Genomic DNA, 13,690 nt, shown 5'->3' with positions numbered 1-13,690 from the left:
CGCCGCGCGCGGGCCCGCGGGGCCGGTCGACGCGCGAGAACCCGCCCGCGCCGAGCGCGCTGCCGGTGTACGCGTAGACGCCGGCGTCGAATCGGTGCTCGCCGAGCGCGCCGACCGCGACCGTGGCGGGAGCCGCGAGGTCGACGAGGAGCGTGTACGTGCCGCCGCCGGAGTCTCCGAGCGACGCGTCGCCCTCGGGGTCGCTTCCCCCGCTTCCGTCCCCGCTCACGACAGCGCCTCCGGCGCGTCGCTCGCGGCCGGCCGGAGATTTTCGACGAGGTCGCTCGCGGCGTCGGTGAGGCGATACACCTCGTGGACGTCGGCCGGATCGCGGCCGCGGCCGGACAGCGTCCCGACGACGTCGGCGATCCGGTCGTAGTTGTCGCGGACGAGCCCGCCCACGATCCCCGGGGTGCCCGCGCGGTCGGCGAGCTCCTCGGCCGCCGACCGACCGGCGTACACCCGACGCTCGCGCGGGTCGACGAACACCATCGCGAACGGGCGCGCGCCGAACTGCGCGTCGAGGAACGGGCCGACCGGATCGGCCTCCCACGGCACCGCGACGACGCCCTCCAGCCGGCGGAGCGCGAGCGCCGCGACGGAGCAGTACGGGCAGTCGCCGTCGAAGATCAGCACCGGCGCGTCCGAGTCGGAACTCATGGACGAACGTACGTCCCGCGCCGGCTTAAGCGGCCGGCCGGCCCGGGAAACGGGTGCGAAAAGCGGGGGAAAACGCGGGCGCGTCTCAGTGCGAGTGGCCGAGCGCGTCCTCGAGCGACTGCCCGAACCGCTCCTCGAACAGCTCCGCGGCCGTCTCGTTCATCTCCGCGATGTCCTCGGGCACGTCGCCCTCGCTGTGGTGGACGATGACGTGCGCCTGCTGGGCCATCGCCTGCACCACGACGTCGCTGACGACGCGGGTGCCCTGCTCGCCCTGCTCGCTGAGCACGTCGACGAGACCGGCGGGCAGTTCGAACGACTCCTCGTCACCGTCGGGACCGGTGATCGTGTAGGTTTCCGTCTCTCCCATACCGTCAACTGGCGGTCGGGATATAAGGGTCTGTGGAAAGCGCACGCCGGGGGCGCACACGCGGCTCGGTATCGACCGTCGCGCCGTCGCTTCCGGGACTACCCGTGCGCGGACACGGCCGTCACCGAGAAGCCGGAGAGAGCGATCGTCGCGAGGTAGACGGCGATCGCGGTGACGACGATCGACCCGCCGGAGGGGAGCCCGAGGCCGATCGAGACGGCGAAGCCGCCGAGCACCGAGAGCTGACCGAAGATCACCGAGAGGTACGTCGCCTCGCGGAAGCTCCGGGCGACCTGCGAGGCGGCCGCGACGGGGACGACGAGCATCGCCGCGACCAGGATGACGCCGAGCACCTGCATCGCGCCGACGACGACGACCGCGGTCAGCACGACGAGCAGCGTGTTGTGGCCGGTGACGTTCAGCTGGGCGACCCGCGCCGCCTGCTCGTCGAAGGTGATAAAGAGCAGTTGCTTGTACGTCAGCGCTATCCCGGCGACGACGAGCACGGAGAGCGCGCCCATCAGTCGCGCGCCCTCGGCCGTGACGACCGCGAGGTTCCCGAAGAGGTACCCCTCGATGTTGATCGCCGTCAGCCCGCGCCCGTAGCTGACGATCAGGGTGCCGACCGCGAAGCTCCCGCTGAGCATGATCGCGATCGGCACGTCGCCGTACGCCTCGGTGCGCTCGGTGAGCCACTGGACCGCGAGCGCCCCCGCGATCGCGACGACGAGCGCGACGAGCAGCAGCGAGCTGTCCCACCCGGTCGAGGCGTTGACGAGGATGCCGATCGCGACCCCGGCGAACGCCGTGTGCGCCAGCGTCTCGCCGATCAGCGCCATCTCGCGGTGGACGAGGAACGACCCGACGAGCGGCGCGACGACGCCGACGAGCACGCCGACCGCCATCGACTGCCACATGATCGGGTGGCGAAACACGTTCGTCCCGAACGCGGCGTCCATGCCCCGTCCGAGCGACCGGAACGCGGCGTACAGGTCGCCGGCGACGGGGAGGCCCTGCGCCCAGTAGAGGAGGAGGAAGGCGAGCATCGCGACCGCGACGACCGCCGTGAGGCCGATCCCGGCGAGCTCCGCAGTTCGGCGAAGTTCTCGGCCGCTCGTCGGCGATGCCCCGCTCATCAGTGGTGGTGGTGGACGACCTGGCCGGTCGCGCCGTACGCCTCGGCGAGGGCGTCGCTCTCGACGAACGACTCGGTGTCGCCGTGGTGGTACAGCTCGGTGTTGATACAGGCGATGCGGTTCGCGCGGTCGGTGACGACGCCGATGTCGTGCTCGATGAGGATGATGGTGATCCCGTCGTCGTTCAGCTCGTCGAGCAGCGCGTAGAAGGCGTCGCGCGACTCGGCGTCGACGCCCACCGTCGGCTCGTCGAGCGCGAGGAGGTCGGCGTCGCTCGCGAGGGCGCGGGCGATGTACGCGCGCTGCTTCTGGCCGCCCGACAGCTCGGTGACGAGCCGGTCGGCGAGGTCGCCGATCCCGACCGTCTCGATGGCGTCGTCGACGGCGGCGCGGTCCGCGTCGGCGAGCCGCCCCCGACCGGCGTGCGCGAACCTGCCCATGGTGACGCACTCGCGGACCGTGACGGGCATCGACCCGCCGCGGCTCGTCGCCTGCTGTGAGACGTAGCCGATCCGACCGCCGTCGTCGAACTCGTCGATCGGCCGACCGAACAGCTCGACCGTGCCCTCATCGGGCTCGTGGAGCCCGAGCATGAGGTGGAGCAGGGTCGTCTTCCCGGAGCCGTTCGGCCCGACGAGCCCGAGGAAGTCACCCTCCTCGACAGTCAGAGAGACGTCGCTCACGGCGACGGTGTCGCCGTAAGCGAACGTCACGCCGTCGAGGTCGACGATTGCGGTCACTGCGTGTCTCGTGTCTGAACCGCCCGAGGCTTTAGCTCTTTTACTCCTCGTTCGTCGCCGTCGCCCGCGAGGTGGCGGTCGACCGGCGACGCGCTGAGGAGTCGGGTCATTGGACCCCGAACGCCCGCTCGAACGCCGGGAGGTTGACCTCAGTCATCTGCTCGAGGTAGCCGTAGCCGGCGTCGTTCCACTCCTCGGTCGTTCCGCCGGCCGGACTGACCGCCCGCATCTCCGTGGCGTCGCTGTTCTCGACGACCGTCTCGGCGAGCGTCGTCGACTCGAAGCGGTCGTAGAGGACCGTGTCGATCCCCGCCGCGTTCACCAGTTCGATGGTGTCAGCGATCTGGCTCTGGCTCGGTTCGTTCTGCGGCGAGACGCCGACCGGCGAGTGGAGGCGGAACCCGTAGCGCGCCTCCAAGTACTGGAAGGAGTTGTGCCCCGCGATGACCGCCACGTCGCGGTCGGCGTCCGCGGCGATCGACTCGAACCCGGAGTCGACCGCGGCGAGCTCCTCCCCGTACGCGGTCGCGTTGGCGGCGTAGGCGTCGGCGTTCTCGGGGTCGGCCTCACCCAACCCCGTGGCGATGGTCTCGACCATCCGCGCCGCGAGGACTGGATCGACCCAGACGTGGGGATCGTACTGGCGGTCGTCCCGAGTGTCCTCGTCGTGTTCGTCCCCCTCTCCCTCGTGTCCGTCTCTTTCCCCCTCGCCCTCGTGCGAGCGGTCCCAGTCGAGGAGGTCGTCCCCGACGTCGGCGAGCGCGTCGACGACCGCGACGGAGTCGTAGTCGGCTTCGAGCGTCGCGGCGAGGTCCTGCGCCCACGCGAACTCGAGGCTGTCGAGATAGACGAACGCGTCCGTCGAGGCGACGTCCGCCGCGAGGGTCCCGTCGGGCGTCCAGCCGTGCCCGAGCCGACCGACTTCGACCGGATTCTCGAAGCTCGCGCGGTCGCCGACGACCTCGTTCGCCCAGTCGTTCAGGGTGAAGAAGGCCGCATAGCCGCCGTCGAATCCGGCGGCTTCCCCGTCCGCGGCGCCCGAACAGCCGGCGATCGAGGTCGCCGCTCCGGCGGCCAACAGGCCAGCCCCGCGCGTCAGCACGGACCGACGTGAGTGGCTCATACCGATCCCTTTCGGCCGTTAATAGTAAAAAGTTGTTATTTCACAACTCTAAATTAATAAAACAGGTCGCGGAGAGCGGGGGGAGTTAACAACGGCGGGCGGGCCGTCGACCGTCGTGGTCGAGGACGCTGTCGACCGCCGCAAGCGGGGGGCGCCGCCGATCGCCCTCACTCGGTGAGATCGACGGTCGTCGCGTTCGCGAGCGCCGCGAGCCGCTCGGGGTCGATCGCGAACACCGCACTCGGCGTCCCCGCCGCGCCGTACACGGTGTCGTACTCGGCCAGCGTCGGATCGAAGACGGTCGGGAGCGCGGCGTCGTGACACAGCGGGGGGACGCCGCCGATGCTCCAGCCGACCGCCTCGCGGATGCGCGCCGGGTCCGCCATCGCCGCCGCCGCCGCTCCGAAGTGGGCCGCGACCGCGTCCAGATCGAGCCGGTTCGCGCCGCTGGTGATCGCGGCGACGAGGCGGTCTCCGTCGGTCCCGTCGTCGGTGTCGCCGTCCCCGTCCGAGAGCGACACCACGATGGTGGAGGCGATCGCCGCGGTGTCACAGCCGACGGCGTCGGCCGCCGCGGCCGCCGTCTCCGTGCCGGCGTCGAACTCCAGCACGTCGAGGTCGACGCCGTACCTGTCCCGCACCCGTGCCGCGAACTCCGCCGCGCGCTCGTGCATGCCGGAGAAGAGGTCAGCCGCGGGGCATGAAGCTCCCGGCCCCGGCACGTATGACGGTCGGTCAGAAGGCGGTCGGTCCGGGCGCAACAGTCGGCGCGCCCGCGACGCGCCGACCCTACCGCGTTCGCAGTTCGTCTTTGTCCTTGATCACGCGGGCGTCGCCCTCGCCCGAGGTGACCTCGTTGACGAGGTCGTACAGGTCGTTCTGTAAGCCGGCGGGGAAGGTGAGCACGCCGACCCACGAGCCGTCGTTCTGCCACTCCTCGCGCTCCAGATCGCCGAACTCGCGGATCTGTGCTTGGCCCGAGCCAGCGTAGTCCGCGGGGAGCTGGACCGCCATCGTCACCTCCTCGAATCGGATCGGAATGACGGGGCGGAGCGCCTCCAGCGCGTCGTCGACCTGGTTCTCCACGGGCTCCATCGGGTCGATCTGGAACCCCGCCTCCTCCAGCGCGCGCTCGATCCGCTCGGGCGGGTGCGGGGAGTCGTCCATCTGCGGGTTCACGGCGTTGCGGGTGATAGTGGTGACGAGCTGGTTGTGCTTCCGCTCTTGCATCTCTTCGCGCTGCTCGGCGGTGATCTGGATCTCCCCGCGCTCGACGACCTCGGGGATGATCGAAAGCGGGTCGGTCGTACCGAACACGGTCTCTAAGTCCTCTTCGGTCGGGCGGTCGCCGCGCGAGGCGTTCTCGAACACGTCCTCGGCGGCGATCACGTCCTCTAGGTCGCCCTCGAACTCCCCCCGTTTCATCGCGAGTGCCGCGTCGGGGTCGATCAGCACCTCGAACCGTTCGCCGTGCGACTCAAGTCGGGCCGTCACGGCCTCGTCGAGCGATATCATACCTGCGGATACCACCCCCGTACTGAAAAAGCCTCCCGCGAGAGGTTGTTCGTCAAGCCCGAGTCCGCTGAGCCCGGGTCCGCTGAGCCCGAGTCCGCGCGATCCGCCGATCACTCGGGTCGGCCGTCCGCCTAGGGGCGCTCGTCTTCCCAGTCGTCGCGACAGGCCTGCGAACAGAAGTGTCGATGTACGACGTCGGCGCCGTCGACCCAGGTGACGGTTCGGCGACCGACGCCCAGCGCCGGCCCCCCGCAGGTCACGCAGCGCGGCGCGGACTCCTCGTCGACGTCCTCCTCGAGGTCGGAAGTCGGATCTACCATACCCGTCCGTGCGTCCCCGGACACTTGAACCTGCGAGGGGCGGCAGTTCTGGCCGGGCGATTGCGGTTCGCCGTCGACGTCGACGCCGCCGTCTACCGCCCGAGCGACCGGTCGCCGCGGATACGGCCGCTCTCGCTCGGCGACAACTGCCGCTTCGAGGGGTGCTCGACCGTGATCTCCGCGTCCGGCGCGGGGTCGGACAAAACGCGCTCGCGGCCGTCTGGCCACCGAACGACGGCCCGACGCGGCGTCGCCCCGCCGAGCCCGAAGTGCGCGACCGGCTCCGTCTGACAGAGGCAGCCGCCGCCGGCGTCGATGGTGCGGCGCTGGGTCCCGGCCGTCGTCTCCAGTCTGACCACGGCGCCGCGGGCGGGCGCCCCGTGACGCGTCGTCGGCCGGACGCGGAGCCACCCGGCGTCGGCGGCGCCCGGGACCTCGTAGGTCGCGATCGGCTGTGCGGCGACCTCGCCGCGGACTACGAGGAGCTCCAAAACGCCGTCGCCGTCGAGGTCAGCCGCCACCGCGCCCGTTCCGAAACCGTCCGGATCGGCGGCGGATCCGGGGTCGACGGGCTGCCAGCGGGAGGCGTCCGGTCCCGCGTTCGACCCGTCCCGGCCGACCCGCTCGTAGAGCCGGTTCGGCTCGCCCGAGACGTTGTAGAACAGCTCCTCGCGGCCGTCGTTGTCGAAATCGGCCGCAACGACGGTCCGGACGAGGTCTGGCTCGGTGAGCGCCGGCGGTGCGACGTCTTCGAACCCGCCGGCGGGCGTGTGACGGAGGAGGCGGTTCGATCCGTTCTCGTTGCCGACCGCGAACGCGAACGTCCCGCCCTCGTCGACGAGGGCGGCGCCGCGGGTGTCGCCCGCGGGGTCGGCCAGCGCGCCTCCGCCGGTCGGGTCGTAGTGACCGTTCTCGTTCCGGAACAGCCGGTTCGGGCCGCGCTCGACGCCCGCGAACAGGTCGCCCGCGCCGGAGCAGTGCGGGACCGCGAGCAGCGACCGGCAGCCGCCGTCGACCTCTAGCCCGACGGCGTCGGCCATGTCGGTGATCTCGCCGTCGTCGCCGAGCTCGTAGAACGCGAGGGGCGCGGCGTACCCGGAGACGGCGACCCCGTACCGACCGGTCCCGAGGCGGTCGAGCGCGGCGACGGACCGGCCGGCGCGCACGTCGAGGCGGTCCGCGTTCACGTCGAGCGCGAACACGTCGGTCCAGCGGTAGCCGTCCGATTCGAGCCGGCTCAAGAGGAGGTCGGGGTCGCCGCCGCCGTCGACGCCCTTGGTGCAGTTGTGGACGTACACCTCCTCGCAGCCGTCGGCGTCGAGATCGGCCGCGCAGACGCCCATCCCGTGGCGGGTTCCGTCGGCGACGATGCCGCAGGCCGTGTCGACGAGGCGGTCGCCGTCGCGGGCGTACAGCCGGTTCGGTTCGCCGTACCCGGCGACGAAAACGAGCGGTCCGTCTCGCCCCGGCGTCACGGTGACGCCGTACCCGCGGATCGGGTCGTCGTCGCCGACGAGGTCGGACCGCTCCGTGAACATGCTCCCCCGTCACCGCTCGGAGAATATGAACTCACGGGTTGGATTCGGTCCGCGAGAGAGACAGACGGGTTCGCGACCCGCGTTGGCTACGTTTCGTCGACGTTACAGATTCCGCTCGATGTAGCGGTTCAGCGCGCGGACTCGCCCCGTGTCGAACGTCCACATCCCGCGCCAGACCCGCGGCTCCGCCTCGACGGCGAAGAGACCGACCCCGCCCTCGATGCCGCGCTTGAGGTCCGGGCCCGCGTCGTCGACGACCGATTGCGGCCCCGCTGGGGGACGATATACGACGAACCAGCTACGGATGAAATCTCGTTTTTCGCCCCCGTGAATCACCGCGTCGAGGCCGCGGGGCACGTCGTCCGGCACTCCGTACAGGTGGGTGTCGACGCCGGCGTCGGCCACGCTCTCGTACACCTCGCGCGTCCCGGCCTCGTCGTCGATCCGCGAGAGCCGCTGGAACGACGACCGCAGCGTCCCGTCGCCGGCCATCCACGCGGTGCGCTCGATGAACCGGGAGATGGTGATGAGGAGGAGCTTCTGTCGGTTCGACTCCGGGTAGCCGCGGAGGGTGAAGGTCGTGTCGCTGAGCCGGCTGATCACCGACGGGAGGTCGACGTCGTCCAGCGTCCGGCTCCCGGTGACGTACAGGTCCGAGTTCACGAACAGCACCGCGTCCCCGAGTTCGGAGAGCGTCGAACCGGCGACGACCTCGTCGCCCTCAATGAGCAGCACGAGGTTCTCCACCGACTCGGGGTCGTCGCCGTCGAACGGGACCGCGTCGTTCCGCCGGAGCGCGTCGATGTCGATCGCCAGCTCCTCGTCCGCGTCCGCGGAGCGCATCGTCAGCCGCTCGGCGGAGAGCCCCGCCCCGCCGGCGACAGCCGCTCCGTCGGATCGGGCGTCGATGCGGTCGGACCGAACCCCGACGCGACCGGATCCGGTATCGGCGTCGCCCGCGAGGTTCTCGTCCGCCACCTCCACCGCGTTCTCGCCGAACGTGTCGGTGAGCATGTTGAGAACGGGATCGGGGTCGGTGCGGTTGACGACCACGATAGATCGCTCGACCCCGTCGAATCGATCGAGGAGCTGTTCGAGAGCCACGTGCGACGACTCCGGAACTCCGACGAATAAACGTTCGTCTGTGGTTATCCGGGTTGAAAAACGGAGATGTCGGCGTCGTGCTGTCGGGGTGTTCCGGGGCGGGGACGGTGCCGCGGACCGGAAGCCGGCCGCGCCGATCGAAACGCGAGAATCGGGCGTGACGCGATCAGGCCGCGACCGTCTCTTCGAGCAGCTGAAGCGGGTGTTTGATCTCGTAGCCGGTGCCGTGTTCCATCTGCATCGCGCAGGTGGGGCACTCCGTCATCCCCACGTCGCCCTCGGCGTCCTCCATGTGCTCGAACATCTCCTCGCCGATCTTCATCGACTTCTCGTACTTCTCCTCCTTCCAGCCGTAGGTGCCCGAGATGCCGGAACAGGAGTCGCCGACGTCTTCCATGGTCACGTTGTCGACGTCGCGGAACGTCTCGACGGCCTGCCGGGAGAGCCCCTGATTGCGGGCGTGACACGGCGCGTGGTAGGCGAACGACTGCTCGTCCGCGAGCTTCGTCCCAGCGAGTTCGCCCTCCAAGTCCTCGTGGATCCGGAGGTACTCTAACGCCTCGTAGGTGTGCTCCGAGAGGTCCTCGATCCCGTGGATGTCGAACAGCTCGGGGTACTCCTGTCTGAGCGACAGCGAACACGAGGTACAGGAGGCGATCACGTCAGCCCCCTCGCCGATCGCCTCGACCATGTTCTCGACGTTCGTCTCCGCGTGTCGGCGCGCGTCCTTCAGCATCCCGTTCGCGAACATCGGCGTGCCGGAGCACTTCTGCGGGGGGACCATCACCTCGTAGCCGAAGTGCTCGTACACGCGGACCATCGCCTTGCCGACCTCGGGGGTGTTGTAGTTGGAGTAGCAGCCGTGGAAGTACGCCACGCGCTTGTCCGAGCTCTCAACCTGCGCGCCGCCGCGGGCCTTCCACCACTCGCGGAACGTCTCCGTGGCGAACTCGGGGAAGTCGCGCTCCTTCGGGATCCCGAGCGTCTTCTCCATCGCCCACCGGACCGGCCCGAAGTTCATCGCGAACGAGGCGGTCCGCGGGAACATACTGGCCAGCCGCGCCGACGTGCGGTAGTTCGCGAGGATGCGGTTCCGGACGTACTCCACCGACAGCTTCTCCATCTGCGCTTCGACGAACTGGCCGCGCGCCTCGTTGTGCATCTGCGAGAGCGGCACCGAGGAGGGGCAGGCGTCGTCACAGCGCATGCAGTTCGAACAGGAGGTGATCGACTCGTCGATGTCGTGGTCGTCCTTGCGCTTGAGCCGCCACTGCTCGGGCCCTTGGAACTTCGGGCCCGGGAACTCGTCGTCGACTTCGGCGACCGGGCAGGAGGTGTCGCAGCTCGTGCATTTGTAACAGGAGTCGGCCCCCTCGCGGAGGTCGAGGTCGCCGCCGGGGAAGACGTCGACCGGGTCGTACGCGCCCGGGTCGAGCTCCGCCGAGTCGGAGCCGCCGGTCGCGCTCTCGACGCCCCCGTCGGTGGCGGCGGCTTCCCCGCCCGATCCGTCGTCGGGGACGAAGATCGACGGCTGCTCGTCGCGGCCGGTCTCCGGGACGCCGGGGCCGGTCGACGGCTCGCTCACGCCGCCGCGCTCTCCGTCGGTACCGTTCGCTCCGTTCGCGTCCTTCCCGTCTCCGTCATCCGTGTGTCGTGTCATTGTGTTGCCTCCGTCGCCGCCTGCCGCCCGGCCACGAGGCCGGTCGCGAGCGACACCCCGCTCGCGGACTTCTCTCGCGCCGCGTCCGCGCCGCCGACGACCCCGCCGGCCGCGAAGACGTTCGCGTACTGTGCGCCGCCGTCACCGTCGAGCGGGCGCCCGCGCTCGTCGGGGCGGACGCCGAAGCGCGCGTACGGCTGGTCGCCGAACGCGTCGTCGACGAACCACTCGTAGCGGTCGTCGGGCTGCTCGACGTGCAGGTCGAGGACGGGCTCGCGGACGCCCTCGCGGTCCGAGTCGAGCCCCTTCCCGACGAGCCCGCCCGTCGCCAGCACGAAGGCGTCGGCGCCGTACGGCGTCTCCCGGCCCTTCCGGTCGACCGCGACCGTCTCGACCCGGCCGTCCGTCTCGGTCTCGATCCCGACAACGGGGTTGCCGGTCTCGAACTTCACGCCCTCGGCGTCGAGCGCGTCGAAAAGTCGGTCTTCCAGCCGGAGTCCGGGAAGGCTCGGCGGTCCCATCGGTATCTCGAACACGTCGGCGCCGAGCCGGTCCGCGAGCTCCGCGCGGACCTCGTCGCCGCGGTCGTCGCCGAGGAACGCCGGGAAGCCGACGCGCTCGACGCGGTCGACGCCGCCCGCCTCGTCGATCACGTCGTGGAGGTGGGGGCCGACCGCCTTCGCCAGCGCCTCGCGGGCGGGGACCCCGTCGATCGCCTCGTCGTGGTCGAGCGCCTTCGCGAGCCGTGTGACCTTCGCGTCGGCCCGGAACGCCTCGGCGAACTCTACCTCCACGCCGGCGACGTCGAACGGGACGCCGGCGGCCTCCAGCCGACCCGCGAACGCCCGCGCGTCGTACTCGGTCAGCGACCGGAACCCCACGATGAGCGCCGGCCGGTCGTCGCTCGCGAGCCCCGCCTCCGCGGCGGCCGGGTACCGCGCGGTCGGCTTGACGGTCCCGCCGAAGGTGGGCACGAGGGCGTTGCGGTCGGTGTGGCCCCCTCGGTACGCGTCGCCCGCGAGTTCGTCGAACAGGTCCAGCCCCTCGCGGAGCGCGTCGGCGCCGACGACCCGGTAGGGGTGCGTCTCGGGGAGCCGGTCGATCCCCTCGAAGGGGTCCGCGAGGGGGCCCTCCGGGTCGGGCCACTCGTCGCGGTCGAGCTCTCGGCCCGCGGTCGGGGGCCCCTCGCGGAGCGGCTTCGCGGGCTCCGTCGCCGGGACGTAGCCGAGCGCGTCGATCAGTCCGGAAGCCTGCCGGAGCGTGCTCGCCTTGTGCGAGACGAGCCGCACGTCGGCGCCCTCGCGGGACGCCGAGATCGCCGCCGTGATCGCCGCAAGCCCGCCGCCGACGACGAGGACGTCGCTGTCGATCGCCATCAGCGACCCCCATCCGTGGCCGCGTCGTCGTCTGCGCGGCCCCCATCCGTGGCCGCGTCGTCGTCTGCGCGTCCCCCGTCGGTGGCGGCGGTTCCGGCGTCGCCGCCGCCACCGGCGTCGGACTCGGCCGGGCCGCCCGGCGAACCGGCGTCGAAGGCGCCGAAGTCGACCGCGGCGTCGAGGTTCGCCGGGTCGCCGTCGCGGTTCATCGTCGTCGCGTGCAGCAGGTGGTTCAGCATCGCCTGCGAGAGCTGGCGGCCCCAGAGCGCGTGGCGCTGGCCCTTCCAGCGCTCCTGATACAGCTCGTCCTCGGCGTCGCGGACGACGGGCTCCGGGTACTCCTGTGCCAGTTCGGCGGCGATGCGGTGGCTGCAAAAGCCGCCCTGACAGTTGCCCATCGAAGCGCGGGTGCGGAGCCGGACCGCGTTGAGGTCGCTGCCCGCATCGCCGATCGCGTCCTGCACCTCGGCGCGCGTGACCCCCTCGCAGTTACAGACGACCGGGTTCGGGTCGTACTCGTCGAGCACGTCGTCCGCGCGCGATCCGAGCCGCTGGCCGGAGCGGCGGGCCACCGGGGAGCGGAGGCCGAACTCGTCCATGAGCTCCTCCATCCGAGCCTCGCTCTCCGATCCCGGCAGCGGCACGTCGGCGGTGTCGCAGGTCGCCTCGTGGTCGAGGGTGTCACAGACGTGGTCGGAGATGGACTCGGCCATCATGCGATAGGTGGTGAGCTTCCCGCCGACGATGGTCGTCATCCCGGGGAGGTCGTCGCGGTCGCCGTGGTCCAAGAGGAAGTAGTCTCGCGTGATGTCCGTCGGGTCCTCGGTACCGGTCCCGGGCGGCTCGTAGAGGGGGCGGACGCCCCAGAACGACCGCAGCGTCCGAGCGTCCTTCAGCGCGGGCACGAGCTCCGAGAGCGTCTCGATCATCAGGTCGACCTCCCACTCCTCCTCGGGGTAGTCCTCGGGGTCGTCGACCTCCTCGTCGGTCGTCCCGAGGATGCAGGCCGTCTCGTGGGGTACGACGATGTCGGCGTCGCCCTTCGGCCGGCACCGGTTGATCACGGTGTCGACCTGCCGGGTGTTCATCACCGTCATCACCCCCTTCGAGGGGCGCACCTCGACGTCGACGCCGGCCATCTCGCCGACGTTGCCGGCCCACGCGCCGGTCGCGTTGACGACGTGGCGCGCGCGGATCTCCTCGGTCGTCCCGGGCTCGCGGTGGACCTGCTTGCCGGGGCCGGTCTCGTGTTGGATCTCGACGCCGACGACCTCGCCGTCCTCGACGAGCACGTCGGTCACCGGGGCGTGCGTCTCGATCCGGGCGCCGTGATCGCGGGCGTCGGCCGCGTTGGAGACGCAGAGCCGGAAGGGGTCGACCGCGCCGTCGGGGAGCGCGATCGCCTTCTCGACGTCGCGAGCGAGGTACGGCTCTCGGCGGCGGGCCTCCTCGCCGTCGATCACTTCGGCGGGGATGTCGCACGCGCGGCACCCCTCCAGCTTCTCCTGAAAGTACTCCTCGGAGTCCTCCGGGCGCTTGACGAACATCCCGCCCGTCTCCTCGACGCAGTGGGCGGCGATGTCGCGGAGCACCCGGTTCTCCTCGATACACTCCCTCGCGCTCTTCTGGTCGGAGACCGCGTACCGACCCCCGCTGTGGAGGAGCCCGTGCATCCGTCCCGTCGTGCCGTGCGTCAGGTTCCCCTTCTCGACGAGCACCGCGTCGAGCCCCCGTCGCGCCAGGTCCCTGACGACGCCGCAGCCGGTCGACCCGCCGCCGACGACCACGACGTCCACCTGTTGGTCCATAGCCAACCGCTGGGACGCCGGACACTTTACTTTACCTCCTCCTTGCGGGTTCGCATAACTATCAGGGACGTTCAAGTGGTGCAAGCGTTGGCAGAAGCGATTTGTTTATATGTTACCTTTTTGAATCGCGCTCAGAAGCGGATTTTAACAGTTAGATTATTATGGTAGTACATTATGTTCACGAACGGCGTGGTAGCTTCCGTGAAGATATACCGCGGCGACGCCGGTGGCGACTCCGGAGCGAGGACCGTGCGGCCGGCACGCGGGCCGGAAGCGGTCTCTCGGATCGGCCCACCTCGCGAAGCCGGCTCCCGGTCCGACCGGGACGCGTCCCGGTCGG

At 70.5% G+C, this 13,690-nt stretch carries 13 protein-coding genes and 1 pseudogene; all 14 read right to left on the bottom strand.

Translation table 11 applies throughout. The features are described 5' to 3' along the window. Positions 1-229: pseudogene (locus OQF71_RS06700) on the bottom strand (GIY-YIG nuclease family protein); the annotation flags it as partial. Beyond that, positions 226-660, bottom strand: a complete 435-nt coding sequence (locus tag OQF71_RS06695; protein WP_280586640.1) for a DUF393 domain-containing protein — start codon at positions 658-660, stop codon at positions 226-228. The pseudogene OQF71_RS06700 and the gene OQF71_RS06695, both read right to left, overlap by 4 nt. 85 nt (positions 661-745) lie before the next feature. Continuing rightward, positions 746-1,030 (bottom strand): hypothetical protein, encoded by a 285-nt coding sequence (locus tag OQF71_RS06690; protein WP_092562464.1) that lies wholly within the window; start codon positions 1,028-1,030, stop codon positions 746-748. 98 nt (positions 1,031-1,128) lie between these two features. Further along, the gene (locus OQF71_RS06685; protein WP_280586637.1) at positions 1,129-2,166 is read right to left on the bottom strand and encodes a metal ABC transporter permease; all 1,038 of its coding nucleotides are present in this window, start codon (positions 2,164-2,166) and stop codon (positions 1,129-1,131) included. Then, positions 2,166-2,906, bottom strand: coding sequence for a metal ABC transporter ATP-binding protein (locus tag OQF71_RS06680; protein WP_280586636.1), 741 nt, complete (start codon positions 2,904-2,906; stop codon positions 2,166-2,168). The genes OQF71_RS06685 and OQF71_RS06680 overlap by 1 nt, the downstream gene beginning before the upstream one ends. Positions 2,907-3,012: 106 nt before the next feature. Further along, positions 3,013-4,029: a zinc ABC transporter substrate-binding protein gene (locus tag OQF71_RS06675; RefSeq protein ID WP_280586635.1), complete on the bottom strand. Its 1,017-nt coding sequence runs from the start codon at positions 4,027-4,029 to the stop codon at positions 3,013-3,015. Positions 4,030-4,196: 167 nt separating this feature from the next. Further along, positions 4,197-4,703: a YbaK/EbsC family protein gene (locus OQF71_RS06670; RefSeq protein WP_280586634.1), complete on the bottom strand. Its 507-nt coding sequence runs from the start codon at positions 4,701-4,703 to the stop codon at positions 4,197-4,199. A gap of 115 nt (positions 4,704-4,818) precedes the next feature. Beyond that, positions 4,819-5,544: a ribosome assembly factor SBDS gene (locus tag OQF71_RS06665; protein ID WP_280586633.1), complete on the bottom strand. Its 726-nt coding sequence runs from the start codon at positions 5,542-5,544 to the stop codon at positions 4,819-4,821. A 131-nt stretch (positions 5,545-5,675) separates the two neighbouring features. Further along, positions 5,676-5,864: a hypothetical protein gene (locus OQF71_RS06660; RefSeq protein ID WP_280586632.1), complete on the bottom strand. Its 189-nt coding sequence runs from the start codon at positions 5,862-5,864 to the stop codon at positions 5,676-5,678. A 92-nt stretch (positions 5,865-5,956) separates the two neighbouring features. After that, positions 5,957-7,402, bottom strand: coding sequence for a CRTAC1 family protein (locus OQF71_RS06655; RefSeq protein ID WP_280586630.1), 1,446 nt, complete (start codon positions 7,400-7,402; stop codon positions 5,957-5,959). Between the two features lie 102 nt (positions 7,403-7,504). Next, complete coding sequence (locus OQF71_RS06650; RefSeq protein ID WP_280586629.1) at positions 7,505-8,506, bottom strand: hypothetical protein; 1,002 nt, start codon at positions 8,504-8,506, stop codon at positions 7,505-7,507. Between the two features lie 166 nt (positions 8,507-8,672). After that, complete coding sequence (locus tag OQF71_RS06645) at positions 8,673-10,166, bottom strand: anaerobic glycerol-3-phosphate dehydrogenase subunit C (protein WP_280586628.1); 1,494 nt, start codon at positions 10,164-10,166, stop codon at positions 8,673-8,675. After that, positions 10,163-11,542: a glycerol-3-phosphate dehydrogenase subunit GlpB gene (gene glpB / locus OQF71_RS06640; RefSeq protein WP_280586627.1), complete on the bottom strand. Its 1,380-nt coding sequence runs from the start codon at positions 11,540-11,542 to the stop codon at positions 10,163-10,165. The genes OQF71_RS06645 and glpB overlap by 4 nt, the downstream gene beginning before the upstream one ends. Beyond that, positions 11,542-13,350 (bottom strand): anaerobic glycerol-3-phosphate dehydrogenase subunit GlpA, encoded by a 1,809-nt coding sequence (gene glpA, locus OQF71_RS06635; protein ID WP_280586626.1) that lies wholly within the window; start codon positions 13,348-13,350, stop codon positions 11,542-11,544. The genes glpB and glpA overlap by 1 nt, the downstream gene beginning before the upstream one ends. Positions 13,351-13,690 lie beyond the last annotated feature (340 nt).

Source organism: Halorubrum sp. Boch-26 (assembly GCF_029889805.1).
In the GTDB taxonomy this organism is placed as follows: Archaea; Halobacteriota; Halobacteria; order Halobacteriales; family Haloferacaceae; genus Halorubrum.
Note: the sequence above shows the minus strand (reverse complement) of the source record. Positions and strands in the feature narration are given on the sequence as shown.